At 48.1% G+C, this 15,795-nt stretch carries 13 protein-coding genes; 11 read left to right on the top strand and 2 right to left on the bottom strand.

What is annotated here, in order from left to right; genetic code table 11:
* Positions 1–11: 11 nt before the first annotated feature.
* Positions 12–1,181, bottom strand: coding sequence for an ATP-binding protein (locus tag MTC_RS13480; protein ID WP_014406287.1), 1,170 nt, complete (start codon positions 1,179–1,181; stop codon positions 12–14).
* A gap of 197 nt (positions 1,182–1,378) precedes the next feature.
* On the opposite strand from MTC_RS13480, the gene MTC_RS08490 reads away from it, so the two are divergent.
* The 10 genes from MTC_RS08490 (at position 1,379) to MTC_RS13630 (ending at position 10,673) form a co-directional block, all read left to right on the top strand.
* Entirely contained in the window at positions 1,379–2,491 is a 1,113-nt protein-coding gene (locus tag MTC_RS08490) for a FecCD family ABC transporter permease (RefSeq protein WP_014406286.1), read from the top strand.
* Positions 2,492–2,500: 9 nt separating this feature from the next.
* Positions 2,501–3,286 carry an ABC transporter ATP-binding protein gene (locus MTC_RS08485; RefSeq protein WP_014406285.1) on the top strand — a complete coding sequence of 262 codons (786 nt, stop codon included), beginning with the start codon at positions 2,501–2,503 and terminating at the stop codon, positions 3,284–3,286.
* Positions 3,287–3,326: 40 nt separating this feature from the next.
* A complete protein-coding gene (locus MTC_RS08480; RefSeq protein ID WP_048189619.1) occupies positions 3,327–4,280 on the top strand; it encodes an ABC transporter ATP-binding protein in 954 nt (317 codons plus the stop codon).
* A complete protein-coding gene (locus MTC_RS08475) occupies positions 4,280–5,005 on the top strand; it encodes an ABC transporter permease (RefSeq protein ID WP_014406283.1) in 726 nt (241 codons plus the stop codon). Before MTC_RS08480 ends, MTC_RS08475 begins: the two co-directional genes overlap by 1 nt.
* Positions 5,006–5,127: 122 nt before the next feature.
* Complete coding sequence (locus MTC_RS08470) at positions 5,128–6,156, top strand: ABC transporter substrate-binding protein (RefSeq protein WP_237705881.1); 1,029 nt, start codon at positions 5,128–5,130, stop codon at positions 6,154–6,156.
* Positions 6,157–6,426: 270 nt separating this feature from the next.
* Complete coding sequence (locus MTC_RS08465; protein WP_014406281.1) at positions 6,427–6,963, top strand: hypothetical protein; 537 nt, start codon at positions 6,427–6,429, stop codon at positions 6,961–6,963.
* Between the two features lie 53 nt (positions 6,964–7,016).
* A complete protein-coding gene (locus tag MTC_RS08460; protein ID WP_158308510.1) occupies positions 7,017–8,138 on the top strand; it encodes an ABC transporter substrate-binding protein in 1,122 nt (373 codons plus the stop codon).
* Positions 8,139–8,156: 18 nt separating this feature from the next.
* Complete coding sequence (locus tag MTC_RS08455) at positions 8,157–9,206, top strand: ABC transporter substrate-binding protein (RefSeq protein WP_014406279.1); 1,050 nt, start codon at positions 8,157–8,159, stop codon at positions 9,204–9,206.
* A gap of 162 nt (positions 9,207–9,368) precedes the next feature.
* Positions 9,369–9,965 carry a hypothetical protein gene (locus MTC_RS13635; RefSeq protein WP_014406278.1) on the top strand — a complete coding sequence of 199 codons (597 nt, stop codon included), beginning with the start codon at positions 9,369–9,371 and terminating at the stop codon, positions 9,963–9,965.
* Between the two features lie 42 nt (positions 9,966–10,007).
* Positions 10,008–10,673 carry a zinc ribbon domain-containing protein gene (locus MTC_RS13630; RefSeq protein WP_014406277.1) on the top strand — a complete coding sequence of 222 codons (666 nt, stop codon included), beginning with the start codon at positions 10,008–10,010 and terminating at the stop codon, positions 10,671–10,673.
* A 59-nt stretch (positions 10,674–10,732) separates the two neighbouring features.
* Here the strand turns inward: MTC_RS13630 and MTC_RS08440 are convergent, their stop codons facing one another.
* Entirely contained in the window at positions 10,733–11,587 is an 855-nt protein-coding gene (locus tag MTC_RS08440) for an ABC transporter substrate-binding protein (RefSeq protein ID WP_052322807.1), read from the bottom strand.
* Between the two features lie 375 nt (positions 11,588–11,962).
* Between MTC_RS08440 and cobN the strand changes: the two genes are divergently transcribed.
* Positions 11,963–15,769, top strand: coding sequence for a cobaltochelatase subunit CobN (cobN, locus tag MTC_RS08435; protein WP_014406275.1), 3,807 nt, complete (start codon positions 11,963–11,965; stop codon positions 15,767–15,769).
* Positions 15,770–15,795 lie beyond the last annotated feature (26 nt).

Here is a 15,795-nt window from a genome sequence, read left to right as displayed (position 1 = left end):
GGCGGCCTGGTTTAGCCTGAAGGGGTCACCCTCCGAAAATATGTTTCCTTCGAGGCGTCTGACCTCGTCGCCTGGCTATTCTCATCAGAGTGGTCATGGTGGTGGTCATGGCGATGCTCTTCCTGCTGCTTTTGTTGCTGCTGTTGAGGCGGCTTCTCCCTGTTCTTCTGTATGGACTGCTCCAGCCTATCGCTATCCATCTTTTGCTGGCTGAAGGGCTTTCTCCTCATCCTGTGCTTGAGCACCAGCTCCGCAGCTTCCCTCACGTCGTTCTCATTAACCTCTGTCCTTCCATCAAAGGCCGCTATGGCTGATGCGGCCTTCATCATCGTGAGGTCTGCCCTGTGGCCGTCCACCTGCATGTCTATACAAATATCCACTATAAGCCGTAGCATCTCAGGCGATACCTTGACCTTTCCCAGTATCTCCTTAGCATGTATGATTTTTTGCCTCAACGCCTCTTCATCTTTCTTGCATTTCTCGGCAAACGACTCCGGGTCCTTCTCGTACTCCATCCGATTTGTCACGATGGCCATTCTCGTCTCCGGGTCCCTTATCCCCTCTATCTCCACGCATAGGCCGAACCTGTCGAGCAATTGAGGCCGTAGCTCGCCCTCCTCGGGGTTCATCGTGCCCACAAGGATGAATTGGGATGGATGAGAATAGGACACGCCCTCCCTTTCTACAATATTCACCCCCATAGCTGCGGCATCGAGGAGCACGTCCACTATATGGTCATTAAGCAGGTTCACCTCATCAACGTAGAGAATATTCCTGTTCGCCTGCGCCAGTATGCCGGGCTCAAACCTTTTCTCCCCCTTCTTAATGGCATGCTCTATGTCCAGAGTTCCTACCACTTTATCTTCCGTCGAGCTTATGGGCAGCTCGACGACCCTCATTTTCCTCCATCCTTTTTTTAAGTTGCCATTCTTCTCCTGGCATGAGGAGCACATTAGAGTCCTATCATAAGGGCTGCAGCCATATGGGCAGTCTTCCACAACTTCTATATCCGGCAGCAGGTTTGCAAGCGCCCTCACCGCCGTGGACTTTGCAGTTCCTTTTTCCCCCTTTATCAATACTCCGCCTATCCTGGGGTTTATCGCATTTAATAGTAGCGCTTTCTTCATCTTTTCCTGCCCTACGATGGCTGTGAACGGGTATACAACATTGAAGCTGCTCATTGCTATCACTTTTCATATTAAACCTTGTAATACAACTAAATAATTTATTAATACCAAACATAACAATATTTTAATTTTGTATCACAATTCATCATATATCAATCTTTTCTTTAATAAAATTTAAGTAACAAATAAATAGTATAACAAGATATCATAATATCAAAATGTTTTGTATTATTAAAGTGGGTGAAAGTATCATGCATAATACAGATAAAATGGGCTTTGTCGAGGACAAAATGCAAAAAGCCTCAGAGGTATATCAAGAAAGCTTCTCGAAAAAGCTCGTTTTTCTGGCTGTAATGTCATTCCTGATTTTATTTGCCGTCCTGTATGCCGGCTCGGTCGGCTCGGCACAGCTATCGCTCGAAGACGTGTTCCTGGCGGTGGCAAACAAAGCCCTACCCAGCGTGTTTTTACCCCCACTAAATGACATAGCACAGGTCATAGTCATCAACATACGCTTGCCAAGGATACTTCTCGCCATATTGACGGGCATGTGTCTCGCCGTTTCGGGCGCAGTCATGCAAAGCCTTTTAAGGAACCCGCTGGTAAGCCCTTTTACCCTTGGGCTGTCATCTGCGGCATCTTTTGGGGCGGCGATGGCAATCGTGCTGGGACCCGGAATCTTAGGTGGCTTTTTTAATGATAATCAAAGCTCGTTCCTAGTATTATCGGCTTTCGTATTTGGCATGGCCAGCATGGTTCTCGTTTACGGCATCTCCAGGATAAAGTGCGATAACTCCACTATCATCCTGGCAGGCGTTGTAATAGGCTACATTTTTTCGGCGGGGGTCATGTTTCTTAAGTATGTCACGAATAACGAAAAACTGCGCGAAATAACGGTATGGCTGATGGGCGGTATGTGGGGCGCAAGCTGGGATGCGGTCATAATACTATTACCTATAACAATTATTGGCTTTTTATATATAATTTTTAAATCGTGGGACCTAAACGCCATGGAGGCTGGCGACGAGGTCGCGAAGAACCTGGGCGTCAAGGTGGACACGCTGAGGATGGCGGGGCTAATGGTGGCAACGTTCATCGCCTCGAGCTGCCTGGCCTTCACGGGCGTCATCGGCTTCATCGGCTTGATGGCCCCCCATATCTGCAGGATGATAATCGGGAACGACAACAGGTTCGTCATCCCCGGGTCAGCACTTATAGGCGGGTTCATCCTGCTCATATCGGATACGTTTGCCCGCACCATCATGAGCCCCGTAGAGCTACCCGTGGGGATAATCATGTACGTGCTTGGGGGAGTATTCTTCGTCTTCTTGATACTGAAAGGGAGAGAAAGCCGGCTATACTAGGTGATAAAAATGAAAATATCTGTAAAGAACGTTTGCATATACTATGACAGGTTTAAGGCCATCGACGACGTCTCGTTTGAGCTTGACGAGGGCGAGATTTTAAGCCTCGTCGGCCCGAATGGCTCAGGAAAGAGCACGCTCATCAAAGGGATTGCAGGGATACTTAAGCCTAAGCAAGGCAAGATATACATCGATGGCATGGACTTATCAAGGATGGACCCTAAAGACGTCGCCAAATGTATTGGGTATGTGCCCCAGAATTTCCAGCAGACCTTTTTTTCGACCGTCGTCGATACCGTCCTGCTGGGAAGAAAGCCGCACATCAGGTGGAAGGTAACCAAAAATGACCTGGAAGCCGTCCAGAACGCGATAGACACGATGGGCATAAACGAGCTGGCGAGTAAGATGATAAGCCAGATAAGCGGCGGGGAGCGGCAAAAGGTCTACATCGCCAGGGCGCTGGCACAGGACCCCCGCGCTTTCATCTTCGACGAGCCCACCAGTAACCTTGACATAAAGCATCAGCTAGAGGTGCTCGAGATAGCCAAAATGCTGTCCGGGAAGCGGAAATCGTCGATGCTTATGGCATTGCATGACCTGACGCTCGCCTACAACTATTCCGACCGCGTGATAATGCTAAAGAAGGGCAGGACGTTCGCCATGGGGACGCCGGAAGAGGTACTTACGCCAGAGAATATACGAGAAGTGTACGACGTCAACGTGGACATCCTGGAAAGCAGGCACGGGAAATACATAATGCCCATAAAGAAATCCATGAGATTAGCTTGCGTATAGCCGGTGGCTTTTTATGAATAACGAGCATTGGTGAATGACGATGAGCGTAGTATCGACGATTGGCCTGACAAAATATTACAAGGACCTGTGCGCGGTAAACGACGTCAACCTCGATGTAGAGAGCGAGATATTCGGGCTACTCGGGCCTAATGGGGCAGGAAAGAGCACGATAGTGAAAATGCTCACGACATTGGTAAGGCCGAGCAAAGGCGAAGCATACGTGTGCGGCTACAACATTGTAAAAGATCCCGTGCGAGTCAGGGAGTCCATTAGCTATGTGCCGCAGGAAATGGCTCTAGATATAAAGCTCACTGGAAGGGAGAACGTGATGCTATACGCCCAGCTCTACCACATCCCAAATAAGAAGGATAAGGTGGACGAGGTCCTTGCGCTGATGGAGCTTACCGAGAGGGCGAACGAGCTTGTAAAAGGGTATTCAGGCGGGATGAGGCGTCGTTTAGAATTGGCACAGGCGCTCGTACACGAGCCTAAAGTGCTTTTCCTCGATGAGCCCACCCTGGGGCTGGACGTGGCGGCCCGCAAAAAGATATGGGAGCACATCTACTCGCTCAAGGAAAAAGGCATGACCATTTTCATGACTACCCACTATATGGATGAAGCTGACAGGTATTGTGACCGCGTGGCCATTATCGATAAAGGGAAAATTGTCGCTATCGACAGCCCCGAAAAGCTAAAATCGGACATTTGTGGCGATATAGTGATAGCATCAGTTTCCGGCGAGTTTAAGGGCATAAACTTAGAAGGCGTACGGTTGATGAACGTGGCCGAACATGAGATAAGGTTTATGGCCGACAACGGCGAAGAGGCCTTGCCCCTCATATCAAGGGAGCTATCAAGGCAGGGGCTTGAAGTTCACTCGCTTGTCGTAAGAGACTCGACACTTGACGACGTTTTCTTACAAAAGGTGACCATGCAGGAAGAGAATGCCAGTTTTGACGCTACGAAGTACAGGCTTATGCTGAGGCGAAGGTAATGAGTGAAGTTTTTTATTACTTTTATAGGGATCTATTGAAATGGCTGAGGGGAAAGATTTTTGTAGTCACCGCTCTCGTAATGCCCGCTGCATGGCTGATATTCGTCGGGCTGGCGCTTCCCACGAGGTTCACGGATAATTACCTTGAGTTCATCACCCCCGGCATCCTTGTTATGACTATGCTTTTCAGTTCTCTTCAGGGAGGCTCTCTTCTCATATTCGATAAGATTCTCGGGTTTTTGAACAAGTTCATGGCGTTGCCAGCCAGGAGGGAGAGCATCCTTTTCGGGAAGATATCGTTCATAACTTTTCGGGGCATTTTGCAGTCGATGGTAATACTTGGCCTGGCCGTCATCTTTGGAGTGTCCCTCCCGGGACCGATAGGATTTCTCTATATGCTTGTCGTGCTGGCCGTGTTTGGCATCCTGTTTTCTTCGCTTGCCTCTGCCATCGCCCTCATAGTGGACGACCACGACGGGTACGCCGCCGTAAACAGCATGATAAGCATGCCGCTTTACTTTGCGAGCAGCGCTCTGATGCCCTATAGCTCTATGCCAGAGTGGCTTCGCGTTATCGCCTCCATAAACCCGGTTAGCTTTGCGATCGATACAATCAGGGCGGATTTTAATGGCCAGATAGTCTACACGCAGCTAATCGTCATAACCGCGATGGCCGTCGCCGTCCTTTTAGTCAGCATTTACATGTTCAGGAAGGCGACAATATAAAAATCATAAGGCATAACGATTGCACAGCAAAGCTTAATACATTTTATGATTAATTAGAATAATTGGTGATATCTATGCTAACAATAAAAAAATATTTAATACTAATTGTTTGTGCAGTTCTCATGTTTACAGTTATAAGCTCAGGCTGCACCCAACAAGCAAGCAAAGGCCAGGAAAATACGGGCGCTACGACGATTACATTTACGGATTCTAACGGCAATAATGTCGTGTTGCCAAAAACGGCAGAGCGAATAGTATCGACTAATGCCGATTGCACCGAGATGCTGATAGCCATAGGGGCGGCGGACAGGATTGTAGGCGTAACCGATACGGTCGCAAAGACGCCCATATTGATGGCGCAACTGCCGAAGAATGTCTCAAACATAGGCAACTGGCAGACCCCGAATATTGAGATGATGACGACCCTTAAGCCTGACGTGGTGATATGCTATGGCGGGGCGAGCAAGCCGAAAAACATCGACCAGATACTGGCAGCCAACCTGACGCTGGTATACCTCGACTGCTATAAGATGAACACGCTATCCCATGATGCCCGTGCCCTTGGCATCATCACGGGCAACACGAAGAAGGCGGAAGACTACGCGGGCTTCATCGAAAAATACCAGAATATGGTAACAAGCAACACGTCAAAGCTGAGCGCGGGCGAGAAGCCAGCGGTATACTGGGAATCCTATAGTGACTATTCGACCGTAGGCAACACTTCGGGCGGCGATACGATGATTGGCATGTCAGGCGGAGTAAACATCGCCAGTTATAATGCCTCGCTGTATGCCTCGGCATACCCCAAGGTAAACTCTGAATGGATAATAAAGAATAACCCTTCGTATATATTCAAGATGGTCACGTCGACAAACATTACGTCTTTAGACGACCTAAAGAAGGTGCAGAGCGCCATAAAGTCAAGGCCGGGCATGGATAAGACAAACGCAGTCAAGAACGACTCAGTGTACATTATGTCAGGCAGCATCGCCTTCGGGCCAAGGGCGGTGATAGGCATGCTGTACGTGGCCAAGGTCCTGCACCCGGACCTGTATAAAGGCGTTGACCCGCAAGCGGTATTGAGTGAATACTCGGAAAAATACCTTCCGGGCTCTGATAAGGGATACTTCATATATCCAACGCCTGCCTGAACTTTTAAGTGCCTCATGATCCAAAAATCATGAGTATTTTTTTATATTTATATATTCTTTTATAAGTTTTATTTTATTATTGAATAATATCTATATCATCAAAGATTAGGTCAAAAATGACTAAATACGTTTATTTTTTAACGTAATTTAATAAATATTAAATTAATATTCTTTATTACGTAAATTATTTATATATGCAATTTGTATTACATATAATAAAAAATTTAATACACATGAAGTCTAAATTTATATAAAGATCGTGGTGATAAAATGGATAAACATTTTAAAGTGGGATTATGCCTTTGCTTGTTATGGGTGGTTATTCTTGTGATAATCACTCCTTTTAGTTATGCTGTAGGGGTGGTCTCGGTCGTTAGATCAGTCTCTGACACAGGAAAATCAAATGACGAATTTGAAATTACGTTAAAGATTAACGATAGCATGCCTTCATTTTTAGGCTTAAAGGAAATAATGCCAAATGGCTACACATTCATAAGTACAAGCCTTCCCCAAGACCAATATAAAGTTTCAGGGAACACTATTGCATTTGTCGCTATAAATACAAGCGATATAAGATATATCATCAAAGGACCGCCATCGGGGAAAGTGTCTCTTAAAGGCACATGGGTCGACATGCTAAGCGATAATAAAGGCGACATCATTTATGCTGGAACAATAAGTGACCAGAATGGCTCGGTCTCGTCAGCAGGAGCGTCAAAAAGCAATATTGTAACACCTGGTTTTGAAATAATGATAGGAGTGTTCGCAATGGCATGTATCTCTCTTTTATACGGAGGTAGGAAATAGCTATGAAACACTTTTTAGCGTTTATAATTGTTTTTTCGGCGATACTTTTAACGATGGCGGTCTCTCAGGCCTCAGCGGCGACAGGGCTGCCTTGCGATGCCGATTGTGACGGCCAATTAACCGCCAGTGAGGTCAAAGGCTCAGTGATCTCATACATGTCTGGCAATGGTAACGTCAGCCTCGATGATGTACGTGATGCCACATATGTTTATACATATTGGAATGGTAAGCCGAAAACGATAACCGATTCTATAAACAGAACCATTACAATCTATAGGCCTATAAAAAGGATTGTAGCCCTGGGTAATTATAGAACGGAAGTGGTCAAGATCCTGGGCGAGTCGGATAAGCTGGTAGGAGTGGACACTAATACGCGGACAAGCTCGATGCACTACTACCCGGAACTAGCCTCGCTTCCCGACGTAGGCACCTGGTCGGCGCCGAACTATGAAAAGCTGATCGAGCTAAAGCCCGATATAGTGATCACGTCGGCGAACACACAAAGGGTATCCGATTGTCAGAATAAGCTAGCCCCTGCAGGCATCATCGTGATAGGGTTAGATTGTTACAGGCCGAATATGATTGATGTGGAGATATCCAAGCTTGCTTACTTGCTCGATGAGGAGAAAAATGCGACAAAATACATAGAATGGGAATCCAGATACGAGAAAGTAATATTAGATTATCTATCATCGCACCCGGATGAAAAGAATCCCACGATATTCATGGAATGGGGCACATCTTTTTCGACGTATGGAAAAGGTTCGACAGGCCAAAGCGTATGCGATATTGCCGGCGGCAATAACATTGCATCAGGCCTCGACGAATATCCTAAGATTGGAGTCGAATGGGTTGTAAAACAAAACCCCGAAGTGATCGTGAGAACCGTGAGCTCTACGGGCTGGGGATGGAACAATACGAGCGAGCCTGCTAAGTCTCTTGATGAGATGAAAAAGCGTCCTGGGTGGAGCGAGATATCGGCGTTCAAGAATAACAGGAGCTATATAATTAATTCAGAATTGACCTGGGGTCCTGACCAGCTCGTGGGCATCGCATACTATGCTAAATGGCTGCATCCAGGACTAGAGATAGATCCTGAAGCAATATACAAAGAATATCTCGACGAGTTCATGCACATCGATTACCCAAAGGGACGGGTCTTCGTATACCCCTGATTTTAGAAGGTGAAATACATGTATGCTAAAAGGTTGATAGTCATAGCATTAATCCTGATACTAATGACTTCGATTGTTGCAGGCTGTACGCAACTGTCAAAAGTCAGCACGGTGAACGGGCATGATAATGCAAAACCAGTAAAGTTCATAGACTCCAGGGGCAACGAGGTGACCCTGCCAAAGCACGCCGAGAGGATAATCTCGACAAACGCCGGATGCACCGAGATGCTCGTCGCCATCGGGGCCAAAGACAATATCGTAGGGGTTACAGACTACGTGGCTAAAAATAGGATATTCATGAATAATCTGCCGGCGAACGTGACCAATATTGGCAGCTTCCAGACGCCCGACATCGAGAAGATAATATCATTGAACCCTGACGTCGTGATATGCTATGCAGACCAAAGCCAGCAAGGCTTAAATAAGCTTATAGAGGCCAATATTTCTATCGTTTACCTGGACTGCTATAAGCTTGATAATCTTTCTTCAGACGCGAGGGCGTTAGGCGTCATCACGGGAAAAGATAATAAAGCGGAAGAATACGCGCAATTCATCGATAAATACCTTGGCCTGGTAAAGAACAGGACGAAAAACCTTGAAGACGCTAAGAAGCCAGCGGTATATTGGGAATCCTATTATGCGTATTCTACTGCCGGAAAAGACTCGTCTGGCGATTTTAAGGTAAGGTACGCGGGCGGCCGTAATCTCGCGGGAGATAACATGACATCATCTCCCAAAGTGAACAATGAATGGGTCGTTAAAAGCAACCCTGACGTAATCATCAAGCAGTTTACATCGAGCTCTGTTAAGACGCCTGATGATGCAAAAAAGATTTATGATGAGATGTGCGGTAGAACTGGAATGTCAGACGTTAACGCGGTGAAGAACAAAAAGGTATACCTGATATCAGATAACATGAACGGGGGCAGGAACGTCATAAGTCTACTTTATATCGCGAAGATTATACAGCCACAGCTCTTCTCGGACATAGACCCCGATAAGGTACATGAGGAGTATGCCAGGAAATTTTTGCCCGGAGCAAACGAAGGCATGTTCATTTATCCATAGAATAAAAACGTTTTTTTCTTTTTTATTTTAGGACATTGGGGCCATGGGGCGGAGAATCCCTTTGAAACGGTGGGATGAATCCGCCCCTTGGTTTCTCAACACAAAAACAATAATAATACTTTCAACAAGCATTTACAAAGCATATATCATAGTAAAAATATCATGGTGATGTATATGCTGGTCAGGAAGACGGTCAGGATACCCGTCCATTACGGGACGACGAGGAGCAAGCTGGACAGGCTGAACAAGCTGACCGCTCGACTAGCGTATTGCATCTCATTAATCAACGACCTCATCACTATGGATACGAGGCTCGATAGGAAGACCGTGCGTAAACAAGTCAAGGAGAATGGAATAGCGGCGAAGACGGGGTTGTCCGCCGGGTTTGTTGACCGGTGTGTTGACAAGGTATTGTGGGCTTGGCGCTCGTATAAGGATAGGTGTGATGAGTGGGAGTACCGCTACAACAGGGCCTTGGAAGAACTCCAGAACGCTGGGGACGATGAGCGGGAGAAGCTAGAGAATAAGGTTAAGAAGCTTGAAAAGAGTAAGCCCTCCCCACCAGTGTTCGACCACAAGGTGTCCTGCCGGCTCGACTACCGCACCGGGAGGATAGAAGAGGGCGAGAACTCCTTCCTCTTGTGGATGCACGTCTCGACGCTAAAGAAGGGGGAGACTATGGACGTTCCCTTGAACCCATCCTACTGGCACCTCAAGCAGCTCGAAGGAGTCATGGTGGACGACTTCGAGATAATATAGAAGAATGGTAAATACTATGCTCATATATCCACGACCCGAGTCGTGGAGGATATAATAACAAGTTCCTATGGGGGCATCGACCAGGGTCTCAACCGGACACTGGCAATCGTATTGCTAGACGAGGTAGCGCCCCGTGAAGAGCTATTGTACGATGATAAGAGGAGCCTATTGGACAAGTATGATACTATCATAGCGTCGCTCCAACAGGCCGGAAAGACCAAAAAACTAAAACAACTACGATGCAAGCGATACAACGTATCCGTGTACCATGATTGGCTCTTGGCCAACAGGGTGGCCGAGTACACGGACGGCTACGACATAGCTATCGGTAACACCAGGTTCAAGCAGACGCAGTATCGCGGGAATGGTATGCCCACGCTTCGTAAGAGAACAGGGATGTGGAGCTACGCTAGACAGAGGACGTTCATCGCTCATAAGCGGGCGGAGCGCGGACTATCCACATGGCTTCTCAGCGAGAGGAACACGTCGAACACCTGCCATTGTTGCGGGAGCAGGCTGGTCACGAGGAAGTATCTTAATGGTGCCGATACGACAACTACAAGACAACAAGCCTCAACCGGGAGCAGGCTGGTCACGAGGAAGTATCTTAATGGTGCCTCGTGGATATTGTGTCACTCCTGCCAGAGCAAGCTCGACGCCGACCTGAACGCAGCGTACAACATAGCGGCAAGAGAGATGACAGGCTGAAAGTGCGGATGAACGCGGCGGAGAACCGCGCGAGCGCATAACATAGGATGCCCGCCAATTCAATGACGGGAGGATGTCACTTCTGGGTGGAAGAATACGCCCCTATCGGCGCCTGGCAAATATTTATCGGCGTACTCCTTATTGACGGCAGCAGGGTCCACGTCTTTGAACAGGTCCGGGTGAAGCGCCTTAGCCACGTATAATAGCCCTATCACCGTCCTCGGCCCCGTAATTATCACGCTGCCAATTGTGTACGTCCTGTTTTCCTTAACTGCCTTTATGGAATTAAACCCTGTCCTTGACTTTATTTCATCCATTATCTTCTGGTGCTCTACCAGCGTGGTCGTATTGGATACTCCAACCCTGATGATGACGTCCGGGTCTCTTGATATCACCCATTCGGAATTTACCTTTTTATTGTTTTCGAACTCGTTTCTTGCGATGTTTTTACCTCCGGCGAGGCTTATTATCTTATCTCCGGACGAGTTCTTTCCGTTCGCGTTGTACGGCGTCGTGGACTCATAATACACTGTAGGCTTGCTGTCTTCGTTTAGCCCCGACGTCCTTTCTTTTACTATATTGATGTATTTTTCCTGGAATGACGCAAGCTCTTCTGCCTTTTCTGTATTGCCCGTTATCAGGCCAAGCGTCCTTATATCCGATGCAATGCTGTCGAGGCTCTTGCAATCCATACATATTATAGTGATGTTGGCCGCAGCGATCTTATCAGCATTCCTGGGCATGGAACTTGCATGGCAGATTAGCACGTCAGGCTTAGCCTCTATGAGCTTTTCCAGGTCCGGCTCTGTCCAGTCCCCATAATTTATGGCGTTGGGCATGAATCGTTTGTAATCGCTTACGTTCAAAGTATTGGAAATCGCAACTATCCTGTCTTTTTCGCCTATCGCTATCAAAATCTCTGCGGCATAAAAATTTTGTAAAGCTATCCGTTCAGCCGTTTTTGGCAACACGATTTGATTCCCGAGCGCGTCGGTGAGCCTTATCTCTTTTGTCGTTGTTTTGTTATCTTTAGAAAGGCTTCCAGTGCAGCCTGCAAAACACGTGGCTAGCAACAGAATCAAACATACATATATTATAATGCGTCTATACCGATTCATTAATATCGCCTGGCATACTAAAGGCTTCTAAAGTATTAATAATTATTTTTTATTTAACACAATATGTGATAATGTTAAATCAAATATTACAAATTATGATGAAATGAAAAATTATAACTACTTTAAACCATATATTACCATACAATTGTTGACTAAACTGGTGGTGGATATATGAAAATAACAAGTATTATGCCAAATGCATATATATCTACATTAATCAAAGCGTGCGAAAAAACCGGATTCGATCTCAAGATTTATTCAACCACAAAAGTCGATAATGATCCTGTGCTATTAAAAGAAGCCATAGAGTCGATGAGGTCGTCTGACATAATTTTTTTGCACCGTGGAAATGATTCTTTTTGGGACGCTATAGAAGGCACATTGAAGGATATCGGGTCAAAAGTGCCAATAGTGTGCCTGGGATACGACACTTCATACTGGCTGCTCTCCACGGTGAGGCCGGCAATCGTGGCCACGGCAAACGCATATCTCACGATAAACGGAGAAGAGAACCTGAAGAATATGATGCTGTATCTGGCAAAAGAAGTTCTCGGCATGGAGGCATCATACGAGCCGCCAAAGGCGTTGCCATGGGAGGGCATATACCACCCTGATGCCGATACTTACTTTACCGACGTGGAAAAATATCTGGAATGGTACAAGCCAAGGCAAGCCCCAACCGTTGGGATACTCTTCTCGAGATTCTACTGGGCGAATAAAACCCTCGAGGTGGAAAACGCCCTTATAAGGGCGCTTGAGCAGCTCGGCATGAACGTCCTTCCAGTCTTTTCTTATTCCTTGAAAGATGATGAGCTGGGAGCCAGAGGCATGCACGATGTGGTTAAAGATTATTTTATTAAGGATGGACAGCCCAGGGTTGATGCCATCATTAAGCTCACCAACTTTTTCATTGGGCAGAGCAGGGAGAACATGAATGACGCAAAGAGCGCATGGCCCGGGGTCGAACTATTTGCCCAAATGAACGTACCCGTTTTTCAGCCCATAGTGTCGTCCTATCAATCGATAGCGGATTGGGAGGCTTCTAACGGGTTAAATAATGACATAGGCTGGAGCGTGGCGATGCCGGAGTTCGAAGGCGTCATCGAGCCGCTCATCATAGGGGCAGGCATTTCACGCGACGACTATATGGAGCGTTCGCCCATTGAGGAAAGGTGTTCAAGGCTTGCCCGTAGGGTGGCAAAATGGATCGCCCTTAAAAATAAGCCGGTCGGTGAACGAAAGGTCGCGTTCATCCTGCATAATAACCCTTGTGCCAGCGTAGAGGCGGCGGTCGGCGGCGCCGCCCACCTCGACTCCATTGAGAGCGTATCACGGATACTGCATGCCATGAAGGATGCAGGATACGCCGTGGAAGCCCCTGAGAATGGAAAGGCTCTCATAGATGATATCATGAAAAGAAAGGCGATATCCGAGTTCAGGTGGACGACTGTTGAGTCGATTGTTCAGAATGGCGGAGTGCTTGCATTCTTATCAAAGGAGGATTATATCAGGTGGTTTGACACGCTTTCTCCTGCGGTGAGGGAGCGTGTTTGTGGAGCGTGGGGCAGGCCGCCTGGAGAAAAAATGGGCGCAATCCCTCCTGCGATGGTTTATGATGGTAAGATTGTCATAACTGGAGTGAGGTATGGTAACGCCGTGGTTTGCGTACAGCCGAAGCGCGGCTGTGCCGGGGCGCGGTGTGACGGCCAGGTCTGTAAGATCTTGCACGACCCGGACGTTCCTCCTACTCACCAGTACCTGGCGACGTACAGGTATTTAGAGGACGTTTTTGGCGCAGACGTGCTCATCCATGTCGGGACGCATGGCAACCTGGAGTTTCTACCAGGTAAGGGCGTTGGATTGTCGAAGGATTGTTACCCTGACATAGCCATAGGCACGATACCCCACCTCTACATCTATAATGCGGATAACCCCCCGGAGGGCACGATAGCGAAGAGGAGAAGCTACGCAGCCCTCGTAGACCACATGCAAACCGTGCTCACAGGAAGCGGGCTATACGACGAGCTTCTCGAGGTAGACAGGCTTCTCGGCGATTATGAGACCGCCAGGTTCGACCCGGCCCGTGCCCATGCGCTGGAACACCTCCTGGTAGAAGCGATTAAAAAGGCAAACCTTGACAAGGAGATAAAGCTTCGCGAGGGCATGGCCTTAGAGGAGATAGTCAAGAAAGCTCATGAGGCCCTGAGCAGGATAAGGAACACCCAGATACAGTCGGGCATGCACATCTTTGGAGAGCTTCCAGAGGGCGAAAAAAGAATCGACTTCATAAATTCCATCCTTCGATACGATTCGGGCGGCGTGTCGTTGAGACGTGAGATCGCTTCCATGATGGGGCTGAGCCTGGATATGCTATTAAAAGACCAGGGTGCAGTATCTGAAAGTTATGGAAGGTCTAACGGGCAATTGCTAGAGGATATAGATGCTCGTGCGAAGTCTTTGATAAAGGCGTACCTGTCAGGCGACGGGCAAGACCCTGGTCAAGCGCTCGGCCTGCCTGTGGCAGGACATGAGAAAGCACTGGCGCAATTAAAATTACGTGTAGTCGACTTGAACGGGCGGATAGAGCGCTCTAATGAGATGGGGTCGTTGTTGAATGGCTTGAGCGGTGGATACATTCCCGCGGGGCCTTCGGGGCTTATCACGCGTGGGAGGGATGACATCCTTCCGACGGGCAGGAATTTTTATTCTTTGGACCCCTATAGGGTGCCGACAAGGGCGGCATGGAAGGTCGGCCAGATGCTCGCCCGCTCCATAATAGATAAACATGCTAGGGAAGAGGGTAGGATCCCTGAGAACATCGCATTCTACTGGATGTGTAGCGATATCATGTGGGCCGATGGCGAGGACATGGCCCAGATCATGTATCTTCTAGGGGTTGAGCCGGTGTGGCAGCCCAATGGCAGGCTGAAAGGGTTCCGTGTGGTCCCGTTAAGTGAATTAGGAAGGCCTCGTATCGATGTCACGATACGGGTTTCCGGTATTACCAGGGATAACTTCCCTAACTGTATCGAGGTGATAGACGAGGCCATACAGGCTGTGGCCTCATTGGACGAGCCACTTGATATGAACTACCCCAGGAAGCATAGTCTCGCTCAGATGGAAGCTGGCACAGCGGGATCGTGGAGGGATGCGACGCTGAGAATTTTTAGCAGTAAGCCAGGCACCTATTCTGCGGGCGTGAATTTAGCGGTCTACGCGAGCGCCTGGAAAGACGAGAAAGACCTTTCAGACATCTTTGTCTATTGGAATGGATACGCTTATGGTAAGGGCGTGTCCGGCAAAGAGTCGCACCAGCAGCTTGTGGACAGCCTGAAGACCGTGGACGTCACTTATAACAAGGTTGTCAGTGATGAGTACGACTTGTTCGGCTGTTGCTGCTATTTCTCCGCCCATGGTGGCATGACAGCAGCGGCGAGGCATTATTCGGGCCGGGATGTGAAGGCCTATTATGGGGATACGAGGGAGCCGGAGCATGTGGAAGTGCGCGACCTTGCCGATGAGGTCAGGCGTGTGGTGCGCACTAAGCTTTTGAACCCGAAGTGGATTGAGGGGATGAAGGAGCACGGCTACAAGGGCGCCGGGGACATGATGAAGCGCATCGGCCGTGTCTACGGGTGGGAAGCCACAACACAGGAAGTGGACGACTGGATATTCGACGACATCACGAAAACATTCGTCCTTGACGAGGAGATGAGAAGGTTCTTCGAGGAAAACAACCCGTGGGCACTGGAGGAGATAGCGAGAAGGCTTCTAGAAGCAAGCCAGCGTGGCCTCTGGAACGCCAATCCAGACCTGCTTGAAAAGCTGAAAGAAGCATACCTCGAGATAGAAGGATGGATGGAAGAAAAAGCGGGCGACGGAGAATACCAGGGAGGCTCAATAGACATAATGGCCGCAGGCGAGGTTGATGGTTGGGCGCAGAACATGCAAGCCGTGATGGAGAAGATCCGCCGATAAATTGAGGCATGATAATATGATAGTGG

Source organism: Methanocella conradii HZ254, assembly GCF_000251105.1.
GTDB classification, from domain to species: Archaea; Halobacteriota; Methanocellia; order Methanocellales; family Methanocellaceae; genus Methanocella; species Methanocella conradii.
The sequence above is the reverse complement of the archived record's forward strand: the minus strand, read 5'-3'. Positions and strand labels throughout refer to the sequence as shown.

What these genes read in the sequence shown, in the direction of transcription:
- MTC_RS13480 (WP_014406287.1), bottom strand. Translation starts at nt 1,181, where the DNA reads ATGAGCAGCTTCAATGTTGTATACCCGTTCACAGCCATCGTAGGGCAG.
- MTC_RS08490 (WP_014406286.1), top strand. Translation starts at nt 1,379, where the DNA reads ATGCATAATACAGATAAAATGGGCTTTGTCGAGGACAAAATGCAAAAA.
- MTC_RS08485 (WP_014406285.1), top strand. Translation starts at nt 2,501, where the DNA reads ATGAAAATATCTGTAAAGAACGTTTGCATATACTATGACAGGTTTAAG.
- MTC_RS08480 (WP_048189619.1), top strand. Translation starts at nt 3,327, where the DNA reads ATGAGCGTAGTATCGACGATTGGCCTGACAAAATATTACAAGGACCTG.
- MTC_RS08475 (WP_014406283.1), top strand. Translation starts at nt 4,280, where the DNA reads ATGAGTGAAGTTTTTTATTACTTTTATAGGGATCTATTGAAATGGCTG.
- MTC_RS08470 (WP_237705881.1), top strand. Translation starts at nt 5,128, where the DNA reads ATGTTTACAGTTATAAGCTCAGGCTGCACCCAACAAGCAAGCAAAGGC.
- MTC_RS08465 (WP_014406281.1), top strand. Translation starts at nt 6,427, where the DNA reads ATGGATAAACATTTTAAAGTGGGATTATGCCTTTGCTTGTTATGGGTG.
- MTC_RS08460 (WP_158308510.1), top strand. Translation starts at nt 7,017, where the DNA reads ATGGCGGTCTCTCAGGCCTCAGCGGCGACAGGGCTGCCTTGCGATGCC.
- MTC_RS08455 (WP_014406279.1), top strand. Translation starts at nt 8,157, where the DNA reads ATGTATGCTAAAAGGTTGATAGTCATAGCATTAATCCTGATACTAATG.
- MTC_RS13635 (WP_014406278.1), top strand. Translation starts at nt 9,369, where the DNA reads ATGGTGATGTATATGCTGGTCAGGAAGACGGTCAGGATACCCGTCCAT.
- cobN (WP_014406275.1), top strand. Translation starts at nt 11,963, where the DNA reads ATGAAAATAACAAGTATTATGCCAAATGCATATATATCTACATTAATC.